At 70.1% G+C, this 13,534-nt stretch carries 9 protein-coding genes and 1 pseudogene; 6 read left to right on the top strand and 4 right to left on the bottom strand.

What is annotated here, in order from left to right:
• Positions 1-82: 82 nt before the first annotated feature.
• Together AB0I77_RS12395 and AB0I77_RS12390 are read left to right on the top strand one after the other, a co-directional pair.
• Positions 83-3,193, top strand: a complete 3,111-nt coding sequence (locus tag AB0I77_RS12395) for an efflux RND transporter permease subunit (RefSeq protein ID WP_363282427.1) — start codon at positions 83-85, stop codon at positions 3,191-3,193.
• A 121-nt stretch (positions 3,194-3,314) separates the two neighbouring features.
• The gene (locus tag AB0I77_RS12390) at positions 3,315-5,549 is read left to right on the top strand and encodes a protein kinase (protein WP_363282426.1); all 2,235 of its coding nucleotides are present in this window, start codon (positions 3,315-3,317) and stop codon (positions 5,547-5,549) included.
• Positions 5,550-5,567: 18 nt separating this feature from the next.
• On the opposite strand, the gene nadA is transcribed toward AB0I77_RS12390, so the two are convergent.
• Positions 5,568-6,752 (bottom strand): quinolinate synthase NadA, encoded by a 1,185-nt coding sequence (gene nadA / locus AB0I77_RS12385; RefSeq protein ID WP_363282425.1) that lies wholly within the window; start codon positions 6,750-6,752, stop codon positions 5,568-5,570.
• 297 nt (positions 6,753-7,049) lie between these two features.
• On the opposite strand from nadA, the gene AB0I77_RS12380 reads away from it, so the two are divergent.
• A complete protein-coding gene (locus AB0I77_RS12380) occupies positions 7,050-7,406 on the top strand; it encodes an iron-sulfur cluster assembly accessory protein (RefSeq protein ID WP_363282424.1) in 357 nt (118 codons plus the stop codon).
• A 105-nt stretch (positions 7,407-7,511) separates the two neighbouring features.
• On the opposite strand, the gene AB0I77_RS12375 is transcribed toward AB0I77_RS12380, so the two are convergent.
• Complete coding sequence (locus tag AB0I77_RS12375) at positions 7,512-9,233, bottom strand: hypothetical protein (protein ID WP_363282423.1); 1,722 nt, start codon at positions 9,231-9,233, stop codon at positions 7,512-7,514.
• A 105-nt stretch (positions 9,234-9,338) separates the two neighbouring features.
• Positions 9,339-9,548 (bottom strand): hypothetical protein, encoded by a 210-nt coding sequence (locus AB0I77_RS12370; RefSeq protein WP_363282422.1) that lies wholly within the window; start codon positions 9,546-9,548, stop codon positions 9,339-9,341.
• A gap of 160 nt (positions 9,549-9,708) precedes the next feature.
• Between AB0I77_RS12370 and AB0I77_RS12365 the strand changes: the two genes are divergently transcribed.
• Complete coding sequence (locus AB0I77_RS12365; protein WP_363282421.1) at positions 9,709-10,683, top strand: carbohydrate kinase family protein; 975 nt, start codon at positions 9,709-9,711, stop codon at positions 10,681-10,683.
• Between the two features lies 1 nt (position 10,684).
• Here the strand turns inward: AB0I77_RS12365 and AB0I77_RS12360 are convergent, their stop codons facing one another.
• Complete coding sequence (locus tag AB0I77_RS12360; RefSeq protein ID WP_363282420.1) at positions 10,685-12,061, bottom strand: aminotransferase class V-fold PLP-dependent enzyme; 1,377 nt, start codon at positions 12,059-12,061, stop codon at positions 10,685-10,687.
• Between the two features lie 311 nt (positions 12,062-12,372).
• On the opposite strand from AB0I77_RS12360, the gene coxB reads away from it, so the two are divergent.
• Positions 12,373-13,332, top strand: coding sequence for a cytochrome c oxidase subunit II (gene coxB, locus AB0I77_RS12355; protein ID WP_363282419.1), 960 nt, complete (start codon positions 12,373-12,375; stop codon positions 13,330-13,332).
• Positions 13,329-13,534: pseudogene (locus AB0I77_RS12350) on the top strand (cytochrome ubiquinol oxidase subunit I); the annotation flags it as partial. The gene coxB and the pseudogene AB0I77_RS12350, both read left to right, overlap by 4 nt.

The following is a 13,534-nucleotide window of genomic DNA, read 5'->3' as shown; positions in this document are numbered from 1 at the left end:
CTGGGGGCTAGGGATCGGCGCACACCGATGGCACAGGGTGTAGGAGCCACTTCTGCCGCTCCAGGAGAGAGAGCCCTCACCCATGTCCTGGCTGTCGAGATTCAGCCTCGCGCAACGGGCCCTGATAGGCCTGATGTCCATCATCGCGCTCGCCTTCGGGGCGATCGCGATCCCACAACTCAAGCAACAACTCCTGCCCACCATCGAGTTACCGATGGTGTCCGTGGTGGTGCCCTACCAGGGGGCTTCCCCGGACGTCGTGGAGAAGCAGGTCGTCGAGCCCATCGAGGACAGCTTGGAGGCCGTCGACAACATCTCGGGCGTCACCTCCACGGCGAGCGAGGGCAACGCCCTGATCATGGCGTCCTTCGACTACGGCAGGGACACCCAGCAACTCGTCGCCGACGTCCAGCAGGCCGTCAACCGGGCCCGCGTCGAGCTTCCGGACGACGTGGACCCGCAGGTCGTCGCCGGTTCGACGGACGACATCCCGACCGTCGTCCTCGCCGTCACCTCCGGTCAGGACCAGCAGGCGCTGGCCGACCGGATCGACCGGAGTGTCGTACCGGATCTGAAGGACATCGACGGCGTCGGCCAGGTCACCGTCGACGGCGTACGCGACCTCCAGGTCACCGTCACCCCCGACGACGCGAAGCTGGCGAAGGCGGGCCTGACCGGTCAGGACCTCTCCCAGGCGCTCCAGGCGGGCGGCGCGACCGTCCCGGCCGGCTCGTTCGACGAGGACGGCAGCAACCGCACCGTCCAGGTCGGCGGCGGCTTCACCTCGCTGAAGCAGATCCAGGACCTGATGGTCACCGGCACGGGCGGCGAGAAGCCCGTACGCCTCGCCGACGTGGCCACGGCCGAGGAGCAGCAGGCTCCGGCCGACGCCATCACGCGCACGGACGGCAAGCCCAGCCTGGCCGTCATGGTCACCATGGACCACGACGGCAGCGCGGTCGCGATCTCGAACGCGGTCGAGGACAGGCTGCCGGACCTGCGCGAGAACCTCGGCTCCGACGCGACCGTCACCGTCGTCAGCGACCAGGGCCCGGCCGTGTCGAAGGCCATCAAGGGCCTGACCACCGAGGGCGGGCTCGGCCTGCTCTTCGCCGTCCTGGTCATCCTGGTCTTCCTGGCGTCGATCCGCTCGACCCTGGTGACGGCGGTGTCGATCCCGCTGTCGGTGGTCCTGGCCCTGATCGTGCTGTGGACCCGCGACCTGTCCCTCAACATGCTCACGCTCGGCGCGCTGACCATCGCCATCGGCCGGGTCGTCGACGACTCGATCGTGGTCCTGGAGAACATCAAGCGGCACCTCGGCTACGGCGAGGAACGCCAGGCGGCGATCTTGAACGCCGTCCGCGAGGTGGCCGGCGCGGTGACCTCCTCGACCCTCACCACGGTGGCGGTGTTCCTGCCGATCGGCCTGGTCGGCGGCATGGTGGGCGAGCTGTTCGGCTCCTTCAGCCTGACGGTGACGGCCGCCCTGCTGGCGTCCCTCCTCGTCTCGCTGACGGTCGTGCCGGTCCTGTCGTACTGGTTCCTGCGCGCCCCGAAGGACATGCCCGAGGACGCGGAAGAGGCCCGCCGCAAGGCCGAGGAGAAGGAGGCGAAGAGCAGGCTCCAGCGCTTCTACGTCCCCGTCCTGCGCTTCGCCACCCGGCGCCGTCTGACGAGTGTGGCGCTCGCGGTCGTCGTCCTCATCGGCACGTTCGGCATGGCGCCGCTGCTGAAGACGAACTTCTTCGACCAGGGCGAGCAGGAAGTCCTCACCGTCAAGCAGGAGTTGAAGCCGGGCACCAGCCTGGCCGCGACCGACGAGCAGGCGAAGAAGGTCGAGCGGCTGCTCGCCGGAACCAAGGGCGTCGAGGACTACCAGGTCACCATCGGCTCCTCCGGCTTCATGGCTGCCTTCGGCGGCGGTACGGACACCAACCAGGCCTCGTACCAGGTGATGCTGGACGACTCGGCCTCGTTCGACGACGTGCGGGACGGCATCGAGGACGGCCTGGCCCAGCTGTCGGGCATCGGCACCACCACCGTCTCCGCGGGCGACGGCTTCGGCAGCCAGGACCTGAGCGTCGTCGTGAAGTCGGCCGACGCCGACCTTCTGCGCCGGTCCGCGGAGGAGGTCCGCAAGACGGTCGCCGGCCTGGACGACGTCACGGACGTCACCAGCGACCTCTCGCAGAGCGTCCCGCGCATCTCCGTGAACGCGAACGCGAAGGCGGCGGCCGCGGGCTTCAACGACCAGACCCTCGGCGCGGCCGTCGCCCAGGCGGTACGCGGCACCACCGCCGCCAAGGCGATCCTGGACGACACCGAACGCGACGTCGTCATCAAGTCGGCGAAGCCGGCGCGGACCCTTGCCGAGCTGAAGAATCTTCGGCTCGGCCCGGTGAAGCTGGGCGACATCGCCACGGTGGAGCTGGTGGACGGCCCGGTGTCGATGACCCGTATCGACGGGCAGCGCGCGGCGACGATCACCGCGCGGCCGACGGGCGACAACACCGGCGCGGTGAGCACCGACCTCCAGTCCAAGATCAACGCCCTGAAGCTCCCGGCGGGCGCCACGGCCGAGATCGGCGGTGTCTCCGAGGACCAGGACGACGCGTTCAAGAACCTGGCCCTGGCGATGCTCGCGGCCATCGCGATCGTCTTCATGCTCCTGGTCGCGACCTTCCGCTCACTGGCCCAGCCGCTGATCCTCCTGGTCTCGATCCCGTTCGCGGCGACGGGCGCGATCGGCCTGCTGGTGGCCACGGACACCCCGATGGGCGTCCCCGCGATGATCGGCATGCTGATGCTGATCGGCATCGTGGTGACGAACGCGATCGTCCTGATCGACCTCATCAACCAGTACCGGAAGCAGGGTTACGGCGTCGTCGAGGCGGTCGTCGAGGGCGGCCGGCACCGGCTCCGCCCGATCCTGATGACCGCGCTGGCGACGATCTTCGCCCTCCTCCCGATGGCGCTGGGCGTCACCGGCGAGGGCGGCTTCATCGCCCAGCCGCTGGCCGTGGTCGTGATCGGCGGCCTGATCACATCGACCCTGCTCACCCTGCTGCTCGTACCCACGCTGTACGCGATGCTGGAGCTCCGCAAGGAGCGCCGGGCGAAGAAGCGCGCGGCGAAGCGGGCGGCGAAGACGGACCCCGCGGTGCGGGAGCCGGAGCCCGCGGGCGTGTGACGCTCCGGCCACCCCCGTCGGCCGGGCCCCGAGCCCCTGTGGCTCGGGGCCCGGCCGACGCCGTGATCGGGTTCCGTATCCTTTGCACTCGAACTGCCGTGCACGGGAAGGGGATTCGGGCGTGCCACTGAACAAGGACGACCCGAAATCGGTCGGCGGGTACAAACTGGTCGATCGACTCGGGGCCGGCGGCATGGGGATCGTCTACCGGGGCCGGTCGCGGTCGGGGCGTGAGGTCGCCGTGAAGGTGGTGCACGCGCAGTACGCCGAGGACACCGTCTTCCGGTCCCGGTTCCGGCAGGAGATCGAGGCCGTCCGCAAGGTGAGCGGCGCCTTCACCGCGCCGGTGGTGGACGCCGACGCCGAGGCGCTACGGCCGTGGATGGCGACCCAGTACGTACCCGGCCGCTCCCTCGCGGACCGGATCCGCGAGCGGGGTGCCCTGAGCCAGGCCGAACTGCGGCAGCTGACCCTCGGGCTGGTGGAGGCACTGCGCGACATCCACCGGGCCGGCGTCGTGCACCGCGACCTCAAGCCCGCCAACGTCCTGCTGGCCGGGGACGGGCCCCGCGTCATCGACTTCGGCATCTCCCGCGCGGTCGAGAACCACAACACCCTCACCGAGACGGGGCAGATGATCGGCACCCCGCCCTTCATGTCCCCGGAGCAGTTCACCGACGCCCGCACGGTCGGGCCCGCCTCGGACGTCTTCTCCCTGGGCGCGCTGCTGGTCTTCTCGGTCACCGGGCGCGGGCCCTTCGACACCGACAGCCCCTATCTGACCGCCTTCCGGGTCGTCCACGAGGCGCCCGTGCTGGACGGCATACCCCAGCCGCTGCGTACGGTCCTGGAGCGCTGCCTGAACAAGGAGGTCACCGACCGGCCCGAACTCGACGAGCTGGCGAAGGAGTTCTCGGACGCCCTGCCCGAACCGGACCCAGGCGACCCGCTCACGATGACCCTGCGCGCGGACATGCCGCGGACCGTCGAGGAGACCTCCGCCGGGGCCGACCCGGTGGCGGTGACGACGTCCGGGCGGCGCCGCCGCCGTATCCGCCCGGTGCTGACGGCGGCCGGCACCGTGGGCGCACTGGCCCTCGGGACGCTGTGGTACGTCGGGTTCGGACCGGGATTCGCGGACAGCCCTCCGCCGGCGAGCACCACCCCGTCCGCGACCTCCCGCTGGGCGGCCGTGCCCACCGGCTGGCAGCCCTGGCAGACGACGGCGTTCAAGACGGCGCCACGAGGCGAGGTCAAGCCGCTGGGGGACCAGAGCGCCGCCCCGAACGACGTCACCTGCGGGAGGTACGAGGAGGCGGTCTACTGCGCGGGCAGCAACGTCCTTCCGGTACGTCTGGACGGCCGCAGCGGCAAAACCGTCTGGCGCTCCGCCCTCGCGTCCGCCGACTCCGCGGAGACGGAGCTGAACGCCTTCACGCTCCTCGGCTTCCGGGACGGCGCGGTGCTCGTGAGGCAGGAGGTCTACCTGGGCAACACGAACGGCCCGGTCAGCATCGTCGCCCTGGACGCGAAGAGCGGCGAAAAGCTGTGGTCCCGCGTGGTGAACGACACGAGCGTCGACCTGATCCTGTCCGGCGACCTCGTCCTGACCACCGACACCGGCGGCCGACTGGTGACGGCCCGCTCCCCGCGCACCGGCGCCGACCGCTGGACCATGCAACTGCCCGCCGACGACTACTGCCAGTTCCTGACGGCCGGCTCCGGCCTGTACGCGCACTGCTTCCCGGACGACGACACCCAGCCCGCCGAGTTGCTGGAGCTGAACCGGACCGACGGGTCGGTGGTCCGGCGTCTGAAGACCCCGTACACGAGCGGCCTGCTCGGCACCGTGGACGGCCGGCCGGCCTTCGTGGTCGGGGGCGACACCGGCCCGGCCCGCCTCGAGGACCTGACCTTCGGCAAGATCCTGCTGACCGGCCCGGACACCGGCGCCGGCACCACGACGAAGCTGGCGAAGACCTACGAGGGATCGGTGACGCTGGCCGCCGACACCCTGTGGATCACCGGGGCCGACGGCCAGGTGACCGCCGTGTCCCCGTCGACCGGCAAACAGCTGTGGCAGACCCGGACCAGCGTCGAGGGTTCGGGGCGGCCCACGTACGACGCCCGCACCCGCACCCTGTACCTGGCCAGCCGCAGCGGCCGGGTCGCCGCCCTCGACGCACGCAAGGGCACGCTGCTGTGGGAGACGGGCGCGCGGGCCGAGCAGCTCGCGAGCGGCGAGGACAAGTCCGACGTGCTGCCGTACGACGGCGCGCTGATCGTGAGCACCCCGGACGGCACCGTCTTCGGCCTCGACCCCGCTCACCCCGAGCGGAAGACCTCCTCGGGGTGAGCACGCCGCACAGGGGGACTACGGCAGCGCCAGCATCCGCTCCAGCGCCAGCTTCGCGAAGGCCTCCGTCTCCTGGTCGACCTCGATGCGGTTGACCAGGTTGCCCTCGGCCAGGGACTCCAGGGTCCAGACCAGGTGGGGCAGGTCGATCCGGTTCATCGTCGAGCAGAAGCAGACCGTCTTGTCGAGGAAGACGACCTCCTTGCCCTCGGGCGCGAAACGGTTCGCCAGGCGGCGTACGAGATTCAGCTCGGTCCCGATGGCCCACTTGGAGCCGGCCGGGGCGGCCTCCAGGGCCTTGATGATGTACTCCGTCGAACCGACGTAGTCCGCCGCTTCCACGACCTCGTGCTTGCACTCGGGGTGGACCAGGACGTTCACGCCCGGGATGCGCTCGCGCACGTCCCGCACCGACTCCAGGCTGAAGCGGCCGTGCACCGAGCAGTGGCCCCGCCACAGGATCATCTTCGCGGCGCGCAGCTGCTCGGCGGTCAGGCCGCCGTTCGGCTTGTGCGGGTTGTAGAGGACGCAGTCCTCCAGCGTCATCCCCATGTCCCGGACAGCGGTGTTGCGCCCCAGGTGCTGGTCCGGCAGGAACAGGACCTTCTCGCCCTGCTCGAAGGCCCACTCCAGGGCGCGCTCGGCGTTGGAGGACGTGCAGATCGTGCCGCCGTGCTTGCCCGTGAACGCCTTGATGTCCGCGGACGAGTTCATGTACGAGACGGGCACGACCTGCTCGGCTATGCCGGCCTCGGTCAGCACGTCCCAGCACTCGGCGACCTGCTCGGCCGTCGCCATGTCGGCCATCGAGCAGCCGGCCGCGAGGTCGGGCAGGACGACCTTCTGGTCGTCGGACGTCAGGATGTCCGCGGACTCCGCCATGAAGTGCACACCGCAGAACACGATGTACTCGGCCTCCGGGCGAGCGGCCGCGTCCCGGGCCAGCTTGAAGGAGTCGCCCGTGACGTCGGCGAACTGGATGACCTCGTCGCGCTGGTAGTGGTGGCCCAGCACGAACACCTTGTCGCCGAGTTTCTCCTTGGCCGCGCGGGCGCGCTCGACCAGGTCCGGGTCGGACGGCGAGGGCAGGTCACCGGGACATTCGACACCCCGCTCACTCCTCGGGTCGGCCTCACGGCCGAGGAGCAGCAGGGCGAGAGGAGTCGGCTGTACGTCGAGCTCCGGGGTCTGGGCGGTGGTCACGGCACGCACCCTTTCTACGTTTCGGCTCTACTTTTCGTCGAACTGACGCTATCTATCATAAACGCTTCACGTCACTTTGACGATGGTCATAACGTCTATGTGACGTGAATCCCGAAATCATGCGTCGAGGCCGTTCAGTCGGGCGTCGAAGCCGTTCAAGGGCCGCTGTTCGCTTCAGCACGGGTGTGCGAGCATGAAGGGACAGGCGAAAAGAACAAGTGAGCCCGGAATGAATCCGCGGCCCCGGCGGTTGCAACTGTCGGCAAGCAGTCTCCGTACAACCCGGGAGAGATGTAGATGTCCGTATCGGACGAGACCACCACCGTCACCGACGGCATCATCCTGTCCGACGCCGCCGCGGCGAAGGTCAAGGGCCTGCTCGAACAGGAAGGCCGTGACGATCTGGCGCTGCGCGTCGCCGTTCAGCCCGGCGGCTGCTCCGGCCTGCGGTACCAGCTCTTCTTCGACGAGCGCTCGCTCGACGGCGACGTGGTCAAGGACTTCGGCGGTGTCAAGGTCGTCACCGACCGCATGAGCGCCCCGTACCTGGGCGGCGCGTCCATCGACTTCGTCGACACCATCGAGAAGCAGGGCTTCACGATCGACAACCCGAACGCGACGGGCTCCTGCGCCTGCGGCGACTCCTTCAGCTGAGCCCCGCGAACAGCTGACCAGCGAGAAGCAGCGAGAAGGCAGCGCGAAGGCGGCGACCCCCTCCGAGGGGGCCGCCGCCTTCGCGCTGCCTTCTCCGACCAGGTCCTAGCGCGCCCCGGACGTCTCCGGCAGCCGCGCCCCCGCCTTCTCCAGCGGGACATCCTTGCCGTTCGTCCCCACGACCTCGCGGTCGCCGAGCGGCTGGTCCAGGGACACGGTCTGGTGGTACACCTTCGCGATCATGATGCACACCTTGTCCGGCCACGGGGTCTCGGTCACCTTCACGGTCACCTTGTCCCCGCTCTCGCTCGCCGTCGCCTTGTAGTCGGCGCAGACCCCGCCCGTGAAGCTCACGGTCAGCTCCCGCCCCTCGGCCGTGTAGCCGTCCACCTGGACGTCCCGCGTGGCCGGCGCCGCGGTCGGCTCGTCGCCCGGCCCGCTCGGCCGCGGGCTCGGCCGCCCGGAGGGCTCACCGGACGGCGCCGTGGAGGTCACGTACTTCGGGTCGATCGCCGGATGCGTCACCGTGTACGCGTCCTGCGCACCCGCCGGCCGTACCTCGAACAGCCAGGACGGCACCAGCGTCTGCCGCCCGTCCACGACATGCGACGCCAGCCCGAACACGGCCTTGTCGACCGTGATGGTCTCCTTCGCCGGAGCGGCGCCGCCCGATCCGCAGGGGGCTTCGAGCCGGTCCTTCAGCGGTACGGGACTGGCGCAGCCGCCGATGCCCATGCGGTGGCCGGTCCCCGGCGCCGCGTTCATCAGGGCCAGCGTCTTCTCCGCGCTCAGGACGGGGTACGTGTCGCCCTTCACCGGCGCCTTCAACTGGCCGCTGCCGCCCACGACTTCGCCCTGCGCGTTGACGCTCACGCCGGTCGTCCAGCCGTACGTGGGCAGCTCGCCGACCTCGGGTTCGGCGTTCACCACCCGCTGCGGGCCCATGACCTGGCTCGCGTCCAGCTTCGCGTCGTCCTGACCCACCGCCTTCAGGACGGGCGCGGCCGCCTTCTTCGCGGCTGCCTCGCTCACCGGGTCGGCGCCCGGGGAGGCGGGTTCCTGGCGCTGGAACGTCCAGGCGCCGGGGGCCCGCTTGATCACCTGGAGACTCGGCCCCGAACCGTCCTTCGCCCCGACCTTCCATACCTGCCCCTGGGCCACCGGCGTCCCGCTGACACCGAGCGTCTTCGCCAGCTCGGCCACCTCGTCCGCGGTGACTTCGCCGCCCACCCGGTACACGGGCGCCGAGCCGGGCCCGTCCGGGAGGGCGCCGCCGGCACGGTAGGTGACCCCGTACGGGTTGGGCTCCCCGGGCGCGATGCCGTTCGTGGACCCGCTCTCGGAGTAGCCGTCGAGGGCGAGGGGCGGGGGAGTGCCGTCGCCGTCGGCCCCCGACGCCGTACCCCCGTCCGAGCCGCCGGATCCCCCGGAGGCGGTCGCGGCGAAGTACGCTCCACCGCCGCCGACCAGCAGCACGGCGGCGGCGACGGAGGCGACGACCACGGCGGGGCGCCGCCGGGCCGGCCCGGGGGTGCCGGACGCGTCGGGGGCGGGTGCGTCGGTGTCCGGAGCGGCGGGCGCCTCGGTATCAGGGGCGTCCTCCTGGCCGCTCTTCTGCGCGGAGACCGACTCCGGGGCCGCTTCCGGGACTGCCTTCTCTTCCGAAGCTGTCTCCGAAGCTGTCTCCGAAGCTGTCTCCTGAGCTGTCTCCTGGGTTTCCTTAAGCTCCGAGGCGCCCTCGTTCTCCGAGACGCCCTCGCTCGCCGTGGCGCCCTGCTCCTCGGCGGGGCCGTCGGCGTCGTCGTTGTCGGGTCGCTCGGTGTTCACCGCATCGCTCCTTCGGCTGCCGGCGGGTCGTATCCCGCATCCCCTTTACGGGGGACAGCGATGGGACGCAGCGGGGGAGCGCACGGTTCCCCTGAAAGCGCCGCCTCAGTCGCCGTACTCCGACATCGCGTCCAGCAGCCGGGCCGACGCCTGGGGGACGGTCACGCCGTGGATGAGCGACGGCGAGACCGGAAGGGAAACGATCCGGTCGGGAACCACCCAGTGGGGAGCCATCCGAGCGCAGTCCCCGCGCAGCGACGCCAAATCGCCTTCCAGGTCGGCCGGGACGGCAGCGTGGATCTTGAGGTTCGTCATAGCGGCACCGTAGGCACGGTCGAGCCTGCGAAGAAAGATCTACTATCGGGTAGTTTTAGCGGATTCGGAGCCTCACGAACCACCGCGCAGTCTCGCAGAGCCCCGCACGGACCCGATAGCGTGAACTGTCAATCCGTCTCCCCACAGGAGAGTCAACACCGTGCGCATCGCAGTCACCGGCTCCATCGCCACCGACCACCTCATGACCTTCCCCGGCCGCTTCGCCGACCAGTTCGTCGCGGACCAAATGCACACGGTCTCGCTCTCCTTCCTCGTCGACAATCTCGACGTACGCCGGGGCGGTGTCGGCGCGAACATCGCGTTCGGCATGGGCCAGCTCGGCACCAAGCCGATCCTCGTCGGCGCCGCGGGTTTCGACTTCGACGAATACCGGGCCTGGCTGGACCGGCACGGCGTCGACACCGAGTCGGTGCGCATCTCCGAGACGCTGCACACCGCCCGCTTCGTCTGCACCACCGACGCCGACCACAACCAGATCGGCTCCTTCTACACCGGCGCCATGAGCGAGGCCCGCCAGATCGAGCTGAAGCTGGTCGCCGACCGCGTCGACGGCCTCGACCTGGTCCTGATCGGCGCCGACGACCCGGAGGCGATGCTCCGCCACACCGAGGAGTGCCGCTCCCGCTCCATCCCCTTCGCCGCCGACTTCTCCCAGCAGATCGCCCGCATGGAGGGCGAAGAGATCCGGGTACTGCTGGACGGAGCGACGTACCTCTTCTCGAACGAGTACGAGAAGGGCCTCATCGAGTCCAAGACGGGCTGGACCGACGCCGAGATCCTCGCCAAGGTCGGCCACCGCGTGACCACCCTCGGCGCCCGGGGCGTGCGCATCGAGCAGGACGGCGCGGAGCCGATCGTCGTCGGCACCCCGGAGGAGGAGCGCAAGGCCGACCCCACCGGCGTCGGCGACGCCTTCCGGGCCGGCTTCCTCTCCGGCCTGGCCTGGGGCGTCCCGCTGGAGCGCGCCGCCCAGGTGGGCTGCATGCTCGCCACGCTCGTCATCGAGACGGTCGGCACTCAGGAGTACCAGCTGCGCCGCGCCCACTTCATGGAGCGCTTCACCAAGGCATACGGCCATGCGGCCGGCGCCGAGGTTCAGACGCACCTGCGCTGAGTCACGTCAGCCGGCGGACCACATAGGCCGAGCCCCGGTCCGCCGGTTCCTCGCCCACGTACTCCTGCCCGCGCATCGCGCACCACGCCGGAATGTCCAGCCGGGCCGCCTCGTCGTCCGAGAGAACCCGGACCGTGCCGCCCACCCCCACCTCCCCGATGACCTTGGCCAGCTCGATGACCGGGATCGGGCAGCGCTTGCCGAGGGAGTCCACCACCAGGGCGTCGCCCTGTACGACCGCCTCCGCGACCGGCGCCCCCAGCTTCTCCCTCACCCCAGCCACCGCCCCCGGCAGCACCTCCAGGAACCGCTCGACGTCCTCCGCCGGTGTCCCGAGCGGCAGCGACACCCGCACGTTTCCCTCGCTCAGCACCCCCATCGCCCGCAGCACATGGCTGGGCGTCAACGTGCTGCTCGTACAGGACGATCCGGACGAGACGGAGAAACCGGAGCGATCCAGCTCGTGCAGCAGTGTCTCCCCGTCGACATAGAGACAGGAGAAGGTGACGATCCCGGGCAGCCGGCGCACCGGGTCGCCGACCACCTCCACATCCGGCACCAGCCGCGGCACCCGCACCCGGATCCGCTCCGTCAGCTCCCGCAGCCGTATGGCCTCTTGCGTCGCCTCGGCCCGCACCGCCCGCAGCGAAGCCGCCGCCGCCACGATCGCCGGGATGTTCTCGAACCCGGCCGCCCGCCCCGACTCCCGCTCGTCCACCGGCCCTTGAGGCGCGAACCGCACCCCTTTCCGTACGACCAGCAGCCCGACCCCCGACGGCCCGCCCCACTTGTGGGCACTCGCCGTGAGCAGCGACCAGTCGCCCTCCACCCGCCCCCAGCCCAGCGACTGGGCCGCGTCCACCAGCAGCGGCACCCCGGCCGCCCGGCACACCTCGGCGACGGAGGCCACCGGCTGCTCCGTCCCCACCTCGTGGTTGCCCGACTGGAGACAGGCCAGCGCGGTGTCCGGGCGAAGGGCCTCCTCGTACGACTCCACGGTCACCGCGCCCGACCGCTCCACCGGCACCCGCGTCACCGACCCGCCGTCCGCCTCGAACGCCTCCGCCGAATGGAGCACCGAAGAGTGTTCGACCGCTGACACGATCAGGTGACGCCCGACGCGACGGCGCCCCGCCAGTGCCCCGGCGATCCCGGAGTGCGCCGCGCGCGTACCGGAGGAGGTGAACACCAGCTCGTCCGGCCGGCATCCCACCGCCTCGGCCATCGCTTCCCGCGCCGCATCAAGCAACATCCGCGCCCGACGCCCCTCCCGGTACAGCCGCGCGGGATCGGCCCACCCCTCATCGAGCGAAGCCTGCAGAGCCTGCCGAGCAACAGGATGAAGGGGAGCAGAGGAAGCGGCATCGAAGTAGGACATACAGCAACGCTAAATCTTCCAGCAGGGCAGCGGACCTCAGGGGCGCGGGGCTGTGTCGATATGCGGCTCCGCCGCGCGGGCGCGAGAAGTCACGACGAACCAGCAGCCGCCAACTCACAGAGCCACCCGAACTACTAGGCGCCCGGCACGACTCGCAGCGCGAATGCCCCCCTCCCCGCGACCCCCCGGAGGGCGTCAGCTAGGGTTTGGTCCGCATAAACATCCAAACCCCTGCCCGACGCAGGGCGGCGACCGACCACCGAGAAGGCCGCAGCTCAACCGCGCGGGCGAGACTCTCGGGAAGGCGCTACGTGAGTCCCAACGGCTCCGACCGCTCGCCGCGGCGCCCGATGCGGCGGAAGCTGCTGCAGGCACTGACCGCGGGCCTGGTCCTGGTGACCGCGACCGGTTGCACATACAAGGACTTCCCCCGCCTTGGTTTTCCCACCCCGACCACGGAAGAGGGTCCGCGGATCCTCTCCCTGTGGCAGGGATCGTGGGCTGCCGCGCTCGCCGTCGGCGTGCTGGTGTGGGGTCTGATCGTGTGGAGTGCGATCTTCCACCGGCGCACCCGCACCAAGATCGAAGTCCCTCCGCAGACCCGGTACAACATGCCCATCGAGGCGCTGTACACGGTGGTCCCGCTCATCATCGTCTCGGTCCTCTTCTACTTCACGGCCCGTGACGAGACGAAGCTCCTCAGCCTCAAGAAGGAGCCCGACGTCACCATCAACGTCGTCGGCTTCCAGTGGAGCTGGGGGTTCAACTACGTCGAGCCCGTCGCGGGTTCCACCGGCAACGCGAAGACCGACGAGAACCTGGACGCCATTCCGGACCGGTTCAAGGACGCCTTCCCGGCCAACGCCGGCGGTGTCTACGACGTCGGCACGCCGGCGACCAAGAACCCGCAGACCGGCAACCCCGGCCCGACCCTCTGGCTCCCCAAGGGCAAGACGGTCCGCTTCATCCTCACCTCGCGTGACGTCATCCACTCCTTCTGGGTGGTGCCGTTCCTGATGAAGCAGGACGTCATCCCGGGGCACACCAACGCCTTCCAGGTGACTCCCAACAAGGAGGGCACCTTCCTGGGCAAGTGCGCCGAGCTGTGCGGCGTCGACCACTCCCGGATGCTGTTCAACGTGAAGGTCGTCTCCCCCGAGCGCTACGAGCAGCACCTCAAGGACCTCGCCAAGAAGGGGCAGACCGGTTACATTCCCGCGGGCATCGCGCAGACGGGCCCCGAGAAGAACCGGGAGACGACAAACCTGTGAGCATCCTCAACGAACCCCAGGGTGCCGCGGCAGCAGGGTCCCACTACGCGGACGAGCTGCCGGTCCGGCGCCAGACCCGCGGCAGCGTCGTCATCAAGTGGCTCACCACCACTGATCACAAGACGATCGGCACGCTGTATCTGGTCACGTCGTTCGCGTTCTTCTGCATCGGTGGCGTGATGGCGCTGTTCATGCGCGCCGA

The organism is Streptomyces sp. NPDC050619 (genome assembly GCF_040654815.1).
In the GTDB taxonomy this organism is placed as follows: Bacteria; Actinomycetota; Actinomycetes; order Streptomycetales; family Streptomycetaceae; genus Streptomyces.
This window is presented reverse-complemented; position numbering and strand designations above follow the sequence as displayed.

What these genes read in the sequence shown, in the direction of transcription:
- AB0I77_RS12380 (WP_363282424.1), top strand. Translation starts at nt 7,050, where the DNA reads ATGTCCGTATCGGACGAGACCACCACCGTCACCGACGGCATCATCCTG.
- AB0I77_RS12360 (WP_363282420.1), bottom strand. Translation starts at nt 12,061, where the DNA reads ATGTCCTACTTCGATGCCGCTTCCTCTGCTCCCCTTCATCCTGTTGCT.
- AB0I77_RS12370 (WP_363282422.1), bottom strand. Translation starts at nt 9,548, where the DNA reads ATGACGAACCTCAAGATCCACGCTGCCGTCCCGGCCGACCTGGAAGGC.
- AB0I77_RS12395 (WP_363282427.1), top strand. Translation starts at nt 83, where the DNA reads ATGTCCTGGCTGTCGAGATTCAGCCTCGCGCAACGGGCCCTGATAGGC.